This window comes from Streptomyces sp. NPDC002386 (assembly GCF_053593175.1).
Genome location: NZ_JBSFBX010000016.1, coordinates 1 through 14,763, shown reverse-complemented (window position 1 = coordinate 14,763; position 14,763 = coordinate 1). Strand labels below are relative to the sequence as shown.

At 73.6% G+C, this 14,763-nt stretch carries 14 protein-coding genes; 11 read left to right on the top strand and 3 right to left on the bottom strand.

The window, feature by feature from the left end:
- Positions 1-138: 138 nt before the first annotated feature.
- The 11 genes from ACWCPN_RS28175 to ACWCPN_RS28125 all read left to right on the top strand — a co-directional run bounded on the left by ACWCPN_RS28175 (position 139) and on the right by ACWCPN_RS28125 (position 11,780).
- Entirely contained in the window at positions 139-801 is a 663-nt protein-coding gene (locus tag ACWCPN_RS28175) for a TetR/AcrR family transcriptional regulator (RefSeq protein WP_451211492.1), read from the top strand.
- A 113-nt stretch (positions 802-914) separates the two neighbouring features.
- Positions 915-1,940: an alcohol dehydrogenase catalytic domain-containing protein gene (locus ACWCPN_RS28170; RefSeq protein ID WP_451211489.1), complete on the top strand. Its 1,026-nt coding sequence runs from the start codon at positions 915-917 to the stop codon at positions 1,938-1,940.
- Positions 1,941-2,265: 325 nt separating this feature from the next.
- Positions 2,266-2,391 (top strand): hypothetical protein, encoded by a 126-nt coding sequence (locus ACWCPN_RS28165; RefSeq protein WP_351673548.1) that lies wholly within the window; start codon positions 2,266-2,268, stop codon positions 2,389-2,391.
- A 129-nt stretch (positions 2,392-2,520) separates the two neighbouring features.
- Positions 2,521-3,906 (top strand): MFS transporter, encoded by a 1,386-nt coding sequence (locus ACWCPN_RS28160; RefSeq protein WP_451211485.1) that lies wholly within the window; start codon positions 2,521-2,523, stop codon positions 3,904-3,906.
- Entirely contained in the window at positions 3,890-5,131 is a 1,242-nt protein-coding gene (locus ACWCPN_RS28155) for a tetratricopeptide repeat protein (protein WP_451211482.1), read from the top strand. The genes ACWCPN_RS28160 and ACWCPN_RS28155 overlap by 17 nt, the downstream gene beginning before the upstream one ends.
- Complete coding sequence (locus ACWCPN_RS28150; protein ID WP_451211479.1) at positions 5,128-7,044, top strand: B12-binding domain-containing radical SAM protein; 1,917 nt, start codon at positions 5,128-5,130, stop codon at positions 7,042-7,044. The genes ACWCPN_RS28155 and ACWCPN_RS28150 overlap by 4 nt, the downstream gene beginning before the upstream one ends.
- Complete coding sequence (locus tag ACWCPN_RS28145; RefSeq protein ID WP_451211476.1) at positions 7,044-7,982, top strand: multinuclear nonheme iron-dependent oxidase; 939 nt, start codon at positions 7,044-7,046, stop codon at positions 7,980-7,982. The genes ACWCPN_RS28150 and ACWCPN_RS28145 overlap by 1 nt, the downstream gene beginning before the upstream one ends.
- Complete coding sequence (locus ACWCPN_RS28140) at positions 7,972-8,763, top strand: hypothetical protein (RefSeq protein ID WP_451211473.1); 792 nt, start codon at positions 7,972-7,974, stop codon at positions 8,761-8,763. Before ACWCPN_RS28145 ends, ACWCPN_RS28140 begins: the two co-directional genes overlap by 11 nt.
- Positions 8,760-9,692, top strand: coding sequence for a JmjC domain-containing protein (locus tag ACWCPN_RS28135; protein WP_451211470.1), 933 nt, complete (start codon positions 8,760-8,762; stop codon positions 9,690-9,692). Before ACWCPN_RS28140 ends, ACWCPN_RS28135 begins: the two co-directional genes overlap by 4 nt.
- Positions 9,689-10,744, top strand: coding sequence for an aKG-HExxH-type peptide beta-hydroxylase (locus ACWCPN_RS28130; RefSeq protein WP_451211467.1), 1,056 nt, complete (start codon positions 9,689-9,691; stop codon positions 10,742-10,744). Before ACWCPN_RS28135 ends, ACWCPN_RS28130 begins: the two co-directional genes overlap by 4 nt.
- A complete protein-coding gene (locus ACWCPN_RS28125) occupies positions 10,737-11,780 on the top strand; it encodes a metallopeptidase TldD-related protein (RefSeq protein WP_451211464.1) in 1,044 nt (347 codons plus the stop codon). The genes ACWCPN_RS28130 and ACWCPN_RS28125 overlap by 8 nt, the downstream gene beginning before the upstream one ends.
- A 29-nt stretch (positions 11,781-11,809) precedes the next feature.
- On the opposite strand, the gene ACWCPN_RS28120 is transcribed toward ACWCPN_RS28125, so the two are convergent.
- The 3 genes from ACWCPN_RS28120 to ACWCPN_RS28110 all read right to left on the bottom strand — a co-directional run.
- A complete protein-coding gene (locus tag ACWCPN_RS28120) occupies positions 11,810-13,342 on the bottom strand; it encodes an MFS transporter (protein ID WP_451211461.1) in 1,533 nt (510 codons plus the stop codon).
- An 84-nt stretch (positions 13,343-13,426) separates the two neighbouring features.
- Positions 13,427-13,783 carry a hypothetical protein gene (locus ACWCPN_RS28115; RefSeq protein WP_451211458.1) on the bottom strand — a complete coding sequence of 119 codons (357 nt, stop codon included), beginning with the start codon at positions 13,781-13,783 and terminating at the stop codon, positions 13,427-13,429.
- The coding region (locus tag ACWCPN_RS28110; RefSeq protein ID WP_451211455.1) for a cytochrome c oxidase subunit I at positions 13,780-14,763 on the bottom strand (984 nt) is incomplete at its 5' end. The genes ACWCPN_RS28115 and ACWCPN_RS28110, both read right to left, overlap by 4 nt.

The following is a 14,763-nucleotide window of genomic DNA, read 5'->3' as shown; positions in this document are numbered from 1 at the left end:
GACTGCTCTCTTTCCCCGGGGAATCTGAACACCGGCGCTTTCACTGTGAACTTACTGAAAAGTAAGGAAGGGCCGGCCTTCTCGACAAGATGTGTGCACGACAAGATTGGGGGAGCGGTGGGAACGGGAGGGGGCAGCGTGACGGGCAGGCTCAGAGCGCCGACGGGCCGTTACGGCGGCAGGACCGCCGAGGAGCGGCAGGCCGAGCGGCGCCGGCGCTTCCTGGACGCCGCGCTGCGGCTGTTCGGCGACACCCCCGGCTACCGGGCGACCACGGTGGCCGCCCTCTGCCAGGCGGCGGGCCTGTCCACCCGCCAGTTCTACGAGGAGTTCCGCACCCTGGAGGACGTGCTCGCGGCCCTGCACCTGGAGGTCAACGGCTGGGCGGAGCAGGCCGTGCTGGACGCGCTCGCGGCGGCGGAGGGGCTGCCGCTGGCCGAGCGGGTCGCCGTGCTGTTCCGCGCCTACGCCCGCGACGTCACCAGCGACCCGCGCCGTATCCGCATCGCCTTCGTGGAGATCATCGGCGTCAGCGCCCGGCTGGAGGAGCAGCGCCTCGCCCGCCGGGCCCGCTGGGTCCGTCTGATCCGCGCGGAGGCCGACGCGGCCGTGGCCCGCGGGGAGGCGGCGGTGCGCGACTACCGCCTCGCGGCGACCGCCTTCATCGGCAGCGTGAACGGCCTGCTGCACGACTGGAGCGCCGGCTGGGTGGACGCGACCCTGGACGAGGTCGTCGACGAACTCGTCCGCCAACTGCTCGGCATCCTGCGCCCGGAAGGCTGGCGGGCCGGGCGGGGGTGAGCCCGGCCCGGGTCCGTGCCGGACGGTGGCGGGACGGGGTTCGGCGCGCGCCATCCGGCCGTAGCTGGTCTGCTGGTTCAGGGGGCCGTCGTACCCGTTCTCCGGAGATGCAGATGAGTACCTACCGAGTCGCGCAGGTGACCACCCCGGACGGCACGTTCGAACTGGCCGAGCGAGAGGTGCCCCGGCCCGGGCGCGGTCAGGTCCTGATCGCCGTGGAGGCGTGCGGGATCTGCCACAGCGACGCCCTCTTCGTGAGCGGCGGGCTACCGGGCGTGTCGTTCCCCGAGGTGCCCGGGCACGAGATCGCCGGCCGGATCGAGGAGCTGGGCGAGGGAGCCCGGGAGCGCGGATGGCAGACCGGTGACCGGGTGGCCGTCGGCTGGTTCGGCGGCAGCTGCGGCCACTGCCCGTCCTGCCGCGAGGGCGACTTCGTCGTCTGCCCGAACCTGAAGGTCCCGGGCTGGGCGTACGACGGCGGCTTCGGCGACAAGGTGCTCGTGCCCGTCGACGCCCTGGCCCGGATCCCCGAGGGACTGGCGGCGGGCGACGCCGGGCCCATGGCCTGCGCCGGCGTCACCACGTTCAACGGGCTGCGACGCAGTTCCGCCCGGCCGGGCGACCTGGTCGCGGTGCTCGGGCTCGGCGGCCTCGGGCACCTCGGGGTGCAGTACGCGGCCGCCATGGGCTTCGAGACCGTGGGGATCGCCCGGGGCGCCGAGAAGGCCGACTTCGCCAAGCGGCTCGGCGCCCACCACTACGTCGACAGCACCTCCGGCACGCCGGTCGCCGAGGCCCTGCAGTCCCTCGGCGGCGCCAAGGTCGTCCTCGCCACCGCCGGGCACTCCGAGGCCATCACGGCCACCGTGGAGGGTCTCGCGCCCCGCGGCGAGCTGGTGGTCATCGGAGCGGACACCGAGCCGCTGGGCATCAGCCCGGTCCAGCTGCTCATGAGCGGCCGGGTGGTCCGCGGTCACCCCTCCGGCACCGCCAAGGACGTCGAGGACACCATGGCGTTCAGCGCCCTGCACGGCATCCGCCCGATGACGGAGTCGGTGCCGCTGGCGCAGGCGGACGAGGCCTACCGGAAGATGCTCGAGGGCCGGGCCCGCTTCCGGATGGTGCTCACCACCGGCTGACACGCCACTCCCTCCCCGGCCGGAATTCTCCGGGCGCAATGCCTCCACGTCACCCTTTCGGGCAGCAGGCGGGATGTTTCCGCGGGCGAAGTTCCGAATCCGGTCGGAACGAGCCACGGCACACATGAAGGAACGGCCGGTTCCGTTCCTTTTCCCGCCGCTTCCTGGCGTGCCGCATTGATCGGAAAGCGGAACCCGGGCCACCCCGCGTGCTTTTCGGTCAAACTGCCCATGCCTTCTGTGGGCGGGCGAGGAGTGTCCCCTAGGATCAATTGAAAGCGCTGCGGGGTTGGGCCTGTGGTGCCCTATTTCCGAGGGAGACGCAATGGGCGAGTCGAACACCGACCAGAAGATCCTCGAGGAGATCGAGGACCTCGACTCTCTGGAGGTCCTGGAGGCCGAGGACCTGGACGACAGCGTGGCGTTCCACGCGTTCCGGTTCCGCAGCTAAGGCCGGCCCGGACCAGAGATGAAAGCGGGTGGGCGGCCCGGTTTTTCCGGCCCGCCCACCCGTTGCCGTCGTCCGGTTCTCCAGAAATGAATCCCGGCGCAATCGGCGAGAAAGGTTTCACGGCCCCCTGTGGCGATTTATGTACGGCTGTTGCGGCACCGGCGTTTCGCCGGTCTTTGTTTTGGCCAGATGGTCTCCCTTGTCGGTGACGCTTTTTTCCCCATCATTGTCGTGGTGGCGGCCGCGAAGGCGGGCACGCCCGCCGAGACCATCGGCGCCGTCTTCGCCGCACGCTTCGTCGCGCTCGGCGGAGTGGTGCTGTTCAGCGGGGCCCTGCTGGACCGGTTCGACCCGGTCCGCGCCGCCGTCGTCGCGGACTCCACCCGCGTCGCCGCGCTCGTCGCGCTGGCCCTGGTCTGGGACGGCAGGCTGGACGCCGTCGTCGTCCTCGTCGCCGTACTGATCGGACTGTGCGAGGCGGTCAGCGAGCCCGCCCTGCTCGTCGTCGCGCCCCGGGTCCTGCCGGACCCCGCGGACCGGAGCGCCGCCGGTGCGGAGGACGCCGAGGTCACCGCCGCCTACGGCCTGCTGGAAGGCATGCGCAACAGCGCGGGCATGGTCGGACCCACCCTGGCAGCCGCGATCGTGGGCGCACTCGGCGCGCCCACGGGCGCCGTGCTCGCCGCGTTCGCGTTCGGCGTCTCCGCCGCCGCCACCCGCTGGGCGGGCGCGCGCGTCGGAACCCGCTCCCAGGCCGAACACGCGGAACGGACGTCCGCGCAGGCCGGGCCCGAGCCGGACGGCCCGCCGGACGGCCGCGAGGACGCGGAGGAAGCCGAACCCGCCCTCCTGCGCACCGCCCTCCAGGGCCTCGCCGTGCTGTGGCGCATCCCGTGGCTGCGCCATGTGCAGCTCCTCGCCGTCGTGCACGTGGTGTTCGCCGTCGGCCCCTGGATGGTCGCCTTGCCCGTCTTCCTGATCGAGCGCGGTCACAGCGCGACCGTCTACGGCTTCGTCCTGGGCGCCTTCGCCATCGGCAACGCCGTGGGGGCCCTGGTCGGCGGCCGGATCGGCGGCCGGCACCGCGGCCTGTACGCGCTCACCCTGCTCGCCCTGTACGGCGTGACCGTGCTGGCCCCCGTGGTGACCGGCTCCGTCGTGCTGCTCGCGGCCGCCTTCTTCGCGGGCGGCGTCGGCCAGCAGGCCTTCGACGTCGTCAAGATGACCGGGCTGCGCCGGGACGTGCCCGAGGACCTGCACGGCCGTGCCTTCTCGGCGGACTTCTTCTTCTCCTTCGCCTCCCTGCCGCTCGGGCAGCTGCTGGGCGCCGCACTGCTCCGCTTCGCCGACGCCCGCTCGATCATGCTGTGGGGCGGCGCCCTCGTGCTCGTCTCCACCGCCGCGGTGGCCGTGCGGCCGGACGTCCGCCGGTTCGCCTCCGCCCGGCCCGCCGACGCCGCCCCGGCACGGGGAACACCTCTCATGGAACGGTCACCGGATGCCGGCACACGTTGATCTCTTCGAAGAGCACGGCGAGGTCGCGGCACTGTGGTCCGACCGCCCCTACAGCGGCCGCACCGTCGTCTGCTTCGACCGCCACCTCGACCTCAAACCGCTGGCCCCGGGCGGCGCCGAGGCACTGCGGGCCGCCGCCGACGAGGGCGGCTCCCCGGCCCCGCTGGTGCGCCGGCTGCCGGTGCGCGGAGTGCCCGGCGCCTTCGGCCTGGACGACTTCTGGTCCGCCGCCGCGATCGCGGCCGGCCTCACCGACCTGGTCTGGGTGCCCAGCTGGCGTTCCTCCGACGGCTGGGTGGAGCACGCGCTCGACGCGGTCTCGCTGATCGGCACCGCGGGCGTACCGGCCGACCCGCGTGCGGAGCGCTGCTGCCTCTCGGTGACGCTGTGCGGGGTCCGGCTTTCCGTCGTACCCCCCGACCTCCTCGTCGACCACCTCGGCCGGCACGTAAGCACGGACGTCGTGACGGACATCGACCTGGACTGGCTGGTGGACGAGCACGGCCGGTCCGAGCACGGCACGGACGAGCTGGCCCGCCTGGTCGACGCCTGCGGAGGCGAACTGGCCGCGATGACCTGGTCCACCCGGTCCGGCTTCCTGCCGTCCGAGTACCGCACCGTGGGCGCCGACGTCGCCGCGCGGCTCGGGCTGAGCGCGCGCCCCTCCTCGTACCTGCCCGCGACGCCCTGGCCGGAGGACCTGATGCTGCGCGTCCACCAGGGCGCCGGACCGTCCGGGCCCGAGGTGGACGGCGACGGACCGGAAGCGGGCGTCGTCACCGCCCTGCGCGGCCTGGCGCACACGGCGGAACGCCCCGGCACGGCGGAGGAGTGCTTCGAGCGGGCCGCCGCGCACGGCTACCGCTCAAGCTGGCTCGCCTACCGCATCGGCGCCGCCCGCTTCGCCTCGGGCGACCACCGCGCCGCCCGCTCGTACCTGCGCGAGGCGGCGGCCATCGACCCCCAGGACACCCTCGGCGCTCACGCCCGGATCATGGGCGCGCGGGCCACCCTGCGACTCGACGGCGCCGGAGCCGCCCTGGCCGAGTTCCGCGCCCTCGCCGCCGAACTGCCCCTGCGCAAAGGGGTCTGGAAGACGCTGCGCGTCCTCGCCCGCGCCCAGGGCGACCCGGACACGGCGGAGTCGGCCGAGCGGGAGCTGCGGCGGCTGGCCCGTCTGACCGGGCCCGGTGCCGCCGCCGGGCCGGAGGCGGACCTGCCGTGACCGACGTACTCCTGGTGATGCCACCGGTCAGCGAGGCCGTGCAGTTCCCGTACCTGGCCATGCCCCAGCTCACCGCGGCCTGGACCGCCCAGGGGTACCGGGTGCGCACCCTCGACCTGAACCTGGAGTACCGCGACGAGGTGCTGCTGCGCCGCCGGCCTGCTCCGGAACAGCGGGACGCCGACGGCGCGCGGACCGCCGCCGCCGTCTACCGCGGTCTCAGCGAGGACTACCGGGCCGCCCACGGGGACCTGCTGCTGCGCACCGCCCGGGACCGCTCCGCCGGGTTCGCCCAGGAGACGGCCATCACCGCGACCGGCCGCTACGTCCTGCAGCAGGCCGCCCGCGACGGCTGGATCCTCCCCGGCACACCCCGGCTGGGACGGATCGACGAGCTGGTCGGGGCGTCCCTGGACACCTGGTCCGCCCGCTGGTGCGCCGACCGCCTCGAAGCGCTGCTCGCCGAACACCGGCCGCGCCTCCTGGCCTTCACCGTTCCGTTCTTCAGCCAGGTGGTCCCCACCCTCGCGCTGACCACCCTGGTCAGACGGCGCGGGCCGGACGTCCGGATCGCCCTCGGCGGGCCGACCGTCCAGATGTGGGCCGCTCTGCTGCGCCGTCGGACCGCGGCGGCCGGCTCGGTCGACCACTGGTGCGTGGGCCACGGCGAGGACTTCCTGACCGACGTGCTCGGGACCGGAGCGGCCCGCACCCGTGCGGTACCGGAGCGGCCCGCCGACGGCCTGCGCGACGGGTTCGTCCTCAACGGCCAACCCGCGCCGGACTTCGGGCAGTTCGACTTCGCGGACTACAGCAACCAGGCCCACCAGTTCCCCTACCGCCTCACCGTGGGCTGCTACTGGGGACGGTGCACGTTCTGCTCGTACGGCAACCGCTACCGCGACGCCCGGGCCTTCCAGCAGATCGACCCCGACACCGCGGCCCGGCACCTCGTCGGACTCGCCCGCGTGCTCGGCATCACCGATGTGGCCGTGGCCGACGAGAACACCGGTCTGCGGCACCTGCTGCGGGTCATGGACGCCGTGCGCCGCGGCGGGGCGGACCTGACCTTCCGGGTCCGGGCCCGACTGGAGCCGGAGCTGGCCGACCCCGGCTTCTGCCGCCGGCTGCGCGAGGCCGGCTGCGTGCAGATCTCGACCGGTTTCGAGACGGCCCACCAGGACATCCTCGACTCCCTCGGGAAGGGACAGGACGCGGCCCACGCCGAGCGGGCCGTGCTCAACCTGACCGGCGCGGGCATCGTCACCAACCTCTCCTTCATGGACGGCTACGACCACCCCCGGGCCGCCGAGGGCCACCGCGACACGGTCGGCGTCATCCAGCGCCACCCCGCGGACATGGGCCTGGACACCCTGCAACTGGTGGTGGCCGAACCCGGCAGCTACCTGTGGGCGGACCGGCGGCGCGGGGACGACGACCCGCTCGTCACCAACGACGGACTGGCCTTCGCCGCGGGACGCGTCGGCGGCGCGGTCCTCGGCGGCACCGCGACCGAGGAGGCCCGCGGCCGGCTGCTGCGGATGACCGTCGAGGCCGTACCCGACGCCGAACGGGCCGGCCGCCCCGACCTGCCGCAGCACCCGGGCGGCCGTCAGGAGGCGACCGGGGACCCGGCGACGGCGGCCCGGCCCCGGTTCGCCGTCGCCCTGGAACGGGTGGGCGGCCGCTGGTACCTGGCCGACGTGGCCTGGCCGCGGATGGCCGCCGTGCCCGCCGGCCTGACGCCCACCCCGGACGGCCGGTTCCGGGCCGAGGACCGGGACGGCCGGCGCTGGCTGCACCGGATGCTCGACAAACGCCTGCTGGAGCCCGACGGGCCGGACACCTCCGCGGCACCCGGCACCCGCCGGGCGCCCGTGCCGTCCGAGGCCCGCGGAGGGAGGAGCGAGTGATGGAGAAGCTCGGACTGGGGCTGGGCATGGACCTGGTCTGGGGGGAGCGGATCGGCTTCGACAAGACCGGCTCCGGCCGGCCCACCGACCAGGTGGCCGCCTTCCTGAGACACAACGCCGCCGCCTACGACTACATGTTCGTCGCCTTCCAGCCCATCGACTACGGGCCCCTCGCCCCCGAGCGCTACTTCCCGGCATACGACCGGCTCTTCGAACTCTTCGGCGCCGAGCGCCCCCGCGCCTTCCACCACACCCTGCTCAACACCGGGAGCCCGGAGCGCTACCGGCGCGACGAGATCGCGGACTTCACCAACGCGCTCGTCGAACGCTACGGATTCCGCTGGGTCATCGAGGACCTCGGCATCTGGTCCCTGGCGGGCCGCAGCCTGCCCTACCCCATGCCGCCCGTCCTCACCGCGGAAGGCCTGGAGCACTGCGTGACCGGTGTGGCCGACTGGGTGGGACGGCTGCGGGCACCCCTGTCCGTGGAGTTCCCCGGCTTCACCGAGGGCGGCAGCTTCCTCGTCGGCGACCTGGACGCCTTCACCTTCTACGACACGGTGATCCGGGAGACCGGAGCCCTGGCGACCATCGACATCGGCCACATTCTCGCCTACCAGTGGCTGATGGGACGCACCGGGCCGCGGATGTTCGAGGGCCTGGACGCGCTGCCGCTCGACCGTTGCCACGAAGTGCACCTGTCGGGCTGCCAGATCGTCGAAGGACGCTTCCGCGACCTGCACCACGGAGTGCTGCTCGACGAGCAACTGGCCCTGCTGGAGCACCTGCTGCCGCAGATGCCGAACCTGACCGGGGTCACCTACGAGGACCCCAAGTTCACCGCCGAGGGACACCTCGTCCCGAAGTCGCGGCCCAACGCCGAGCGGCTGTTCGCGCTCGTGCGGTCCTGGAAGGAGGGCGGCGCCCGTGCCGCATGACACCCCGGCACCGGTCCTCGGCCCGCCCGCGCGGCACGAGCGGATCCTGAAGGTCCTCGACCGGCTCCTGTACGACCGGGACTTCCGCGAGGCGTTCACCGCCGACGGCCCCGCCGGCGGCCGGTCCGCGCTCGACGCCGACCTCGTGGACGCCTTCGGCCGGGTGGACGTGCACGAACTGGCCCTGGTGGGAAGGAACATACGCTCCGAGGTGGTCTCCGGGGGCACCGGCACCGGACCCGGTCTCAAGGGGGCGTTCCCCCGCACCCTGGACCAACTGCGGGAACGACACGGGGTGGCGGTCAACCGGGTGGCGGAGCGGTTCATCGCCTCGCCGTCCTTCCAGCGCTTCCGCGACGTCCCGTTCTCCCCGTACGGCCGCGGCACGACCCTGCCCGAGTGCTTCCACCGCTTCATGGCCGGGCGGCCGCCGGAGCTCGACCCGCTCGGCGAACTGGAGCCGCTCGTCCACCACGAGGCCGCCGCCGCAGTCGTCCGCGCGGTCGCGACCGGGGCCCACGCCACCTTCGACGTCACCCTGGCCCACATGGCGTTCCACGGTGGCGTGCTGTGCGGGTTCCGCGCGTACGACGAGGCTCCCGAGGAGTGGCTGCTGAAACCGACGATGTTCCTGGCGGGAGGCGGCCGCTGCGTCATCGGCCCCGCCCGCCGCCCACTGTACGAGGCCCTGACCACCTTCCTGGACGGGCGCCTCGACGCGCTCGCACCGCGGGTGCGGACCTCGCTGGAGGACCGAGTGCGCGCATGGGGGCTGCGATGAACACTCAGCGGACCGGCCGGCCGGCCGCTCACCACCCGGACGAGACGGACCGCCCGGACGAGATGAACCGCCCGGACGAGATGAACCGCCCGGACGAGACGGACCGGCTCGACCTCGACCGTTTCCACCGCGAGCACTGGCGCCGCCGGCCCGTCGTCCTGCGCGGCTGCGGCCCGCGGTTCCTGGCGCCGGCGCTGACCTGGTCCGACGTCACGGCACTGGAGGCCCGGCTGGACGGGGACACCTCCGGGGCGGGCGTGCACCGGCGCCCCGACGGGAGCGTGCTGTTCGTCAACCAGGCGCAGCACACCGTGCCCGAACTGGCGGCCGCCTGCGGGAAACTGGCCGGTCTCTTCGGCTGGGACGAGTGCACGGCCGACCTGTCCGTCACACGCGGGGGTGGCGCCGGAATCGGCTGCCACTTCGACCACAGCGACAACTTCGTGGTGCAGCAGCAGGGCTCCAAGAGCTGGCGCGTCGGACTGCCGGGCGACACCGGACGCGAGCGGCAGCGCAAGCGCATGCTGGAGACCAAGGGGTTCGTCCCCTCGGGCCGACTGCCCGGGCGGCCCTGGGAAGTGGTGCTGCACCCAGGCGACGTGCTCTACCTGCCGCTGTTCGCCCCCCACGAGGGCGTCGAGAACCCGGACGGCGCCGACGAGGGCTCGGTCAGCGTGTCCTTCTCGTACAACGCGCGCAGCGCGCTGAGCACCCACCTCAAGCCGCTGCTGCGCGCACTGACCGCACAGGACGCCTGGTGGGAGCCGCTGCCCCTGGCCGGCGCTGACCCAGAGCGGCTGGAGGCGGCACTCGTCGCCGCCCTGCGCACCGTCACCGACCCGGCGCCGGAACCGGCGGATCACCCCGCGGAACCGGCGGAGGGACGGCCGGCACCGGCGGGACAGGGACAGGGACAGGGGGAAGCATGAGGCTGAAGGAGCTCGCGGCGGACAGGTCGGCGGCGGGGCTGCCCGATCTGTCACTGATCGTCCTGGCCGAGGACGACGCCGCCGTCGCCGCCGACGAGCAGTTGCGCCGGGTCGTGGCCCGCCAGTACCTGGTGCGGCTCCTGCGCGCGGTCAGGGCGCTGCGCGAGGACCGTCCCGACGCGCCCGAGGTCGCCCTCGCCCTGGAACTGCTGGAGGCATGGGACGTCGACGAGGCCCTGGAGCGGGCGGTGTCCCCGGACATGACCGGCTGGATCTGGCGCGCCACCCGGCCCGGCACCGACCCCGGCACCCTGCTCACCCAGCTCGGCCGGTGCCTGGAGCCGGAGCGACCGGGCGCGACGGCCCACGTGGGCCTCGGCGCCCGGCGCCCCGCGGCACCGGTCGTCACCACCGCCGCCGGGCACCGCGCCGCCCAGCTCTTCGGGTGGGCCGGCGAAGGAGACGAGGTCCCGCTCGACCTGTCCCCGGAGCGGGCGCGGGATTTCGCCGCGACGGTGCGGCGGGGAGCCGACGCGCTGGCGGCCGTGTGGCCCGAGGGCCGGGAGATGGCGGCGATCGACATCCAGGCGTTCGCGGCACTGGGCGGCCACCGCGGCCTCAAGCCCCTGAACTTCAGCGTCCACGGCCTGCGGGGCCTGGTCCTGACCAGTGAGCGGCCCGCCTACATGCTGGCCCAGACCCTGGTCCACGAGGCCACCCACCAGCGCTTCAGCGGCATCCTCGACTGTGTGGCGGTGGTGCGCAATCCCGAGGCGCGGCACCACTCGCCGTTCGTCGACGCCGAGCGCCCGCTCGGGCACATCGTGCACGGCATCCTCTCCTTCATCAACGACGTCCACGTGGCCGGCCGTCACCTCCGGGTCGAGCGCGACCCGGCCGAACGGGCCCGCATCGAGCGGTACGTCGCGCTGAAGACCGATCAGCTGCGGGTCGCCGAGAAGAACCTGCTCGAGGCCGCCGAGCCCACCGAGCACGGCGCCCGGCTGCTCGCGGGGTGCCGGAGCGCGATCGACCGGCTCGACCGTGGCTGACCTGGAGCCCCACGGTCCGCCGTCCGTCCCGCCCGGTTCCGGCGAGGACGTCGTCGGCGCGGCACTGGCACGGGCCCGCGCCCGGCTCGGACCCGGCGCGCACGTCGACCACGACGAACACGACGGGCTGTGCCGGGTGCGGATCCGCCTCGGCCCGGCCCGGCACGGCCACACCCCGCAGTGGGGCGTCGCCGCCCACGACGGCGGCTACGTGGCGGCCGAGCTGGACGGCGGTGTGGCCCGGCTGCTCGACGACCGCGCGCTGCTGGCCCGGCGCCGTCCGCTGTCCGGCCCGCTGTCGGGCCCGGCCCTGCTCACGCCCCAGATGGCCGGGATCCTGGTGCACGAGTGCTTCGGGCACACCAGCGAGGCCGACAACTACCTGGCCCAGCGGCAGGCCCTCGGCCGGTCCCTCGGCGACACCTGGACCCGGGCTCCGCTGACCGTGCGGGACCGCCCGACGGCCCGTCCGTACGCGGGCAGCTACCTGCGGGACGACGAGGGCACCGCTGCCCGGACCGTCACACTGCTCCGCGACGGCCGCTGGAGCGCGCTGCTCACCTCCCGGGCGACCAGCGCCCTGAGCGCGGGCAGCAGCACCGGCCACGGTCGCGGTGCCCGGGGCGCGGCCGTACCGCGCTGCAGCGTGCTCGACGTGCAAGCGGGCCCGCACACCCAGGACGAGCTGCTCGAACGGGTCGGCGACGGCTGGCTGCTCGGAACCGCGGTCGGCGGCTTCTCCGTGCGCGAACACCTCATCCTCGAGGCGCTGTGGGCCCGCCGGGTGCGCGGTGGGCGCCCGGCGGACGACATCGTGGGGCCGGTCGCGGTCTGCGCCCCCAAGGCGGCGCTGGCGCGGCAGATCACGGCGGTGGGCAGCGACGTACGCGTGCACAGCTCGCCGTACGCCTGCGTCAAGGACGGTCACGAGGTCGGCTCCACCCTGATCAGCCCGTCCCTGCTCCTGGCGCGCTGCGTGGTACGGCCGCTGGAGCAGGTGCGGCGGCTGGTCCGCCGTACGGAACGCGCCGTCTGAGCCACGAGCAGGGCCCGAAGGCCCGCCGCTCAGGTCTGCCGGGCGTTCACCGGACTGTTGGCGACCTCGTCGGGGCACTTGCCGCGCGGTCCGCGGATCCGCCGGTCGCGCCGCCAGTCGGACGTCGCGAGGGCCAGGGAGGCCACCATGCCGAGGAGGGCGGCGCCCAGCGCGGCGAAGAGGGCGCCGCGGTAGTCATGGCTCCTGCCGAGCACCAGGTAGAAGAGGCCGGGCAGGGCGGCGGTGCCCACCGCGGCGCCGAGCCGCTGGCCCGTCTGGAGGGCGCCGCCCGCCGCGCCCGCCATGCGCACCGGCACGTCCCGCAGGGTCATGGTGATGTTGGGGGAGACGACGAACCCGCCGCCGACGCCGCCCAGGAACAGCAGCGGGGCGGCCGGCCAGGGAGCGCTGCCCGAGGGCCCGTAGCGCAGCAGCAGCGCGGTGCCGCCGAGGCCCAGGATCACGCCGGCGAGACCGCACACCGTGAGCAGCCTGCCGAACCGCTCCACCAGCCGGCCGGCCACCACGGAGGTGATCGCCGAGCCGACGGCGAACGGGGTCACGGCCAGCCCGGACCGCAGCGGGGAGAAGCCGAGGCCGTGCTGGTAGAAGAGGGCGAAGACCAGCCAGACGCCGCTGAATCCGATGAAGTACAGCGTGCCGACGCCGGCCCCGACGGCGTAGCCGCGCACGGTGGTGAACAGGCGCGGGTCGAGCAGCGGCTGCCTGCCGCGGGTGACGAGCCGCCGCTGCCACCGGGCGAAGACGGCGAGCACCGCGACCCCGGCGAGGAACAGCCACCAGAGCTCCCCGATGCCGCCCGAGTCCGCCTGCACCAGCGGATACATGAGGCAGAGCACACCGAGACCCAGCAGCAGGACCCCGGGCAGGTCCACGTGCCCCCGCCCGGACCGCCCGGTGCGGGGCAGCAGGCGGCGGCCGAGCAGCACCGCGAGGATGCCGATGGGGACGTTGACGTAGAAGATCCACCGCCAGCCCTGGGCACCGGATGCCAGGGCGAGGATGACACCCCCGGTGATCGGGCCCACGGCGGAGGAGATCCCGACCGTCGTACCGAAGAGCCCGAAGGCACGGCCGCGTTCGGCGCCGCGGAAGAGCTGCTGGATGAGCGCGGAGTTCTGGGGGGCCATGAAGCCCGCCGCCAGGCCCTGGGCCAGCCGGGCCGCCACCAGCAGCGTGATGTCGGGGGCCGCGCCGCAGGCCGCGCTGAAGACCACGAAGGTGCTGAGGGCCAGCAGGAAGATGCGCCGCCGGTCCAGGGCGTCGCCGAGCCGTCCCGCGGTGACGAGAGCGAGGGCGAAGGTGAGGGCGTATCCGGAGACCACCCACTGCACCTGCGCCGCGGAGGCGTGCAGGTCGCGCTGGATGGTGGGCAGGGCGACCGCCACGATCGTCACGTCCAGCAGGCTCATGAAGCCGGCGACCAGGGTGACCCACAGGGCCCGCCACCGGCGCGGGTCCGGCTCGTACCCGGCATCGGGGGCGCCCGGGTCCTGGGCGCCCGGGTCCCGACCGCCCGCCGCAGACGCCGACGCTGTCACAGGGACTGCTCCTCTCACCCGCCCGAACCCGGACGAATCAGGTTCCCCCGCCGGGCACGCCGCACACATGGCCGCGGGCAGGGATCAGGGCGGTCCGGGCATGCCGCCGGCGGCCGCCAGGACCAGCATGCCCGTCGCCGCCACGAGGGCGCACCCGAGGACGCCCCAGGCCGCCAGCCGCCTGCGCAGCGCCCGGTACCGGTGCTCGTACGACAGCCTCAGTTCCTCGGCGCGCCGCGCGGTGCGCCGCCAGGAGGTGCGGGCCAGCGTCAGGTACTCCGCCTCGAACCGGCGCTCGAAGTCCTCGCGCTGGGCGTCGGTGAGCCAGCCCAGCCGGGCGGTCAGCCGGGCGGCCGCCGCACGGCCCTCCTCGCGTGCGGCGGCGAGCAGCAGATGACCCTCGATCTCCTGGACCAGCGTCCGGCCCTCGTCGGCGGTCATCGCGCGGTCAGCTCCCGCTCCGGCGCCGGGAAGCGCGGATGGTGCAGGTCGAACGCCGGGGACTCGCTGCGGATCCGCGGCAGCGCGGCGAAGTTGTGCCGCGGCGGCGGGCAGGATGTCGCCCACTCCAGCGAACGGCCGTAGCCCCACGGGTCGTCCACGCCCACCGGCTCACCGTACTTCGCCGTCTTCCACACGTTGTAGAAGAACGGCAGCATCGACGTGCCGAGCAGGAAGGAGAAGACCGTCGAGACCGTGTTGAGGGTGGTGAGCCCCTCGACCGCCAGGTAGTCCGGGATCCGGCGCTGCATCCCGTTCACGCCCAGCCAGTGCTGGACCAGGAAGGTGCCGTGGAAGCCGGTGAACAGCGTCCAGAAGGTGATCTTCCCCAGACGCTCGTCCAGCATCCTGCCGGTCATCTTCGGCCACCAGAAGTGGAAGCCCGCGAACATCGCGAAGACGACGGTGCCGAAGACCACGTAGTGGAAGTGGGCGACGACGAAGTAGGTGTCGGAGGTCGGGAAGTCCAGCGGCGGAGAGGCCAGCATCACCCCGGTCAGTCCGCCGAACACGAACGTCACCAGGAAGCCCATCACCCACAGCATGGGCGTCTCGAAGGAGAGGCTGCCGCGCCACATGGTGCCGATCCAGTTGAAGAACTTCACACCGGTCGGGACCGCGATTAGGAAGGTCATGAAGGAGAAGAACGGCAGCAGCACACCGCCGGTGACGTACATGTGGTGCGCCCACACGGTCACGGACAGGCCGGCGATGGAGATCGTCGCGGCGATCAGGCCCATGTAGCCGAACATCGGCTTGCGGGAGAAGACCGGGATGACCTCGGAGATGATGCCGAAGAACGGCAGGGCGATGATGTACACCTCCGGATGGCCGAAGAACCAGAAGAGGTGTTGCCACAGCAGTGCGCCGCCGTTGGTCGCGTCGAAGACGTGTGCCCCGAACTTGCGGTCCGCCTCCAG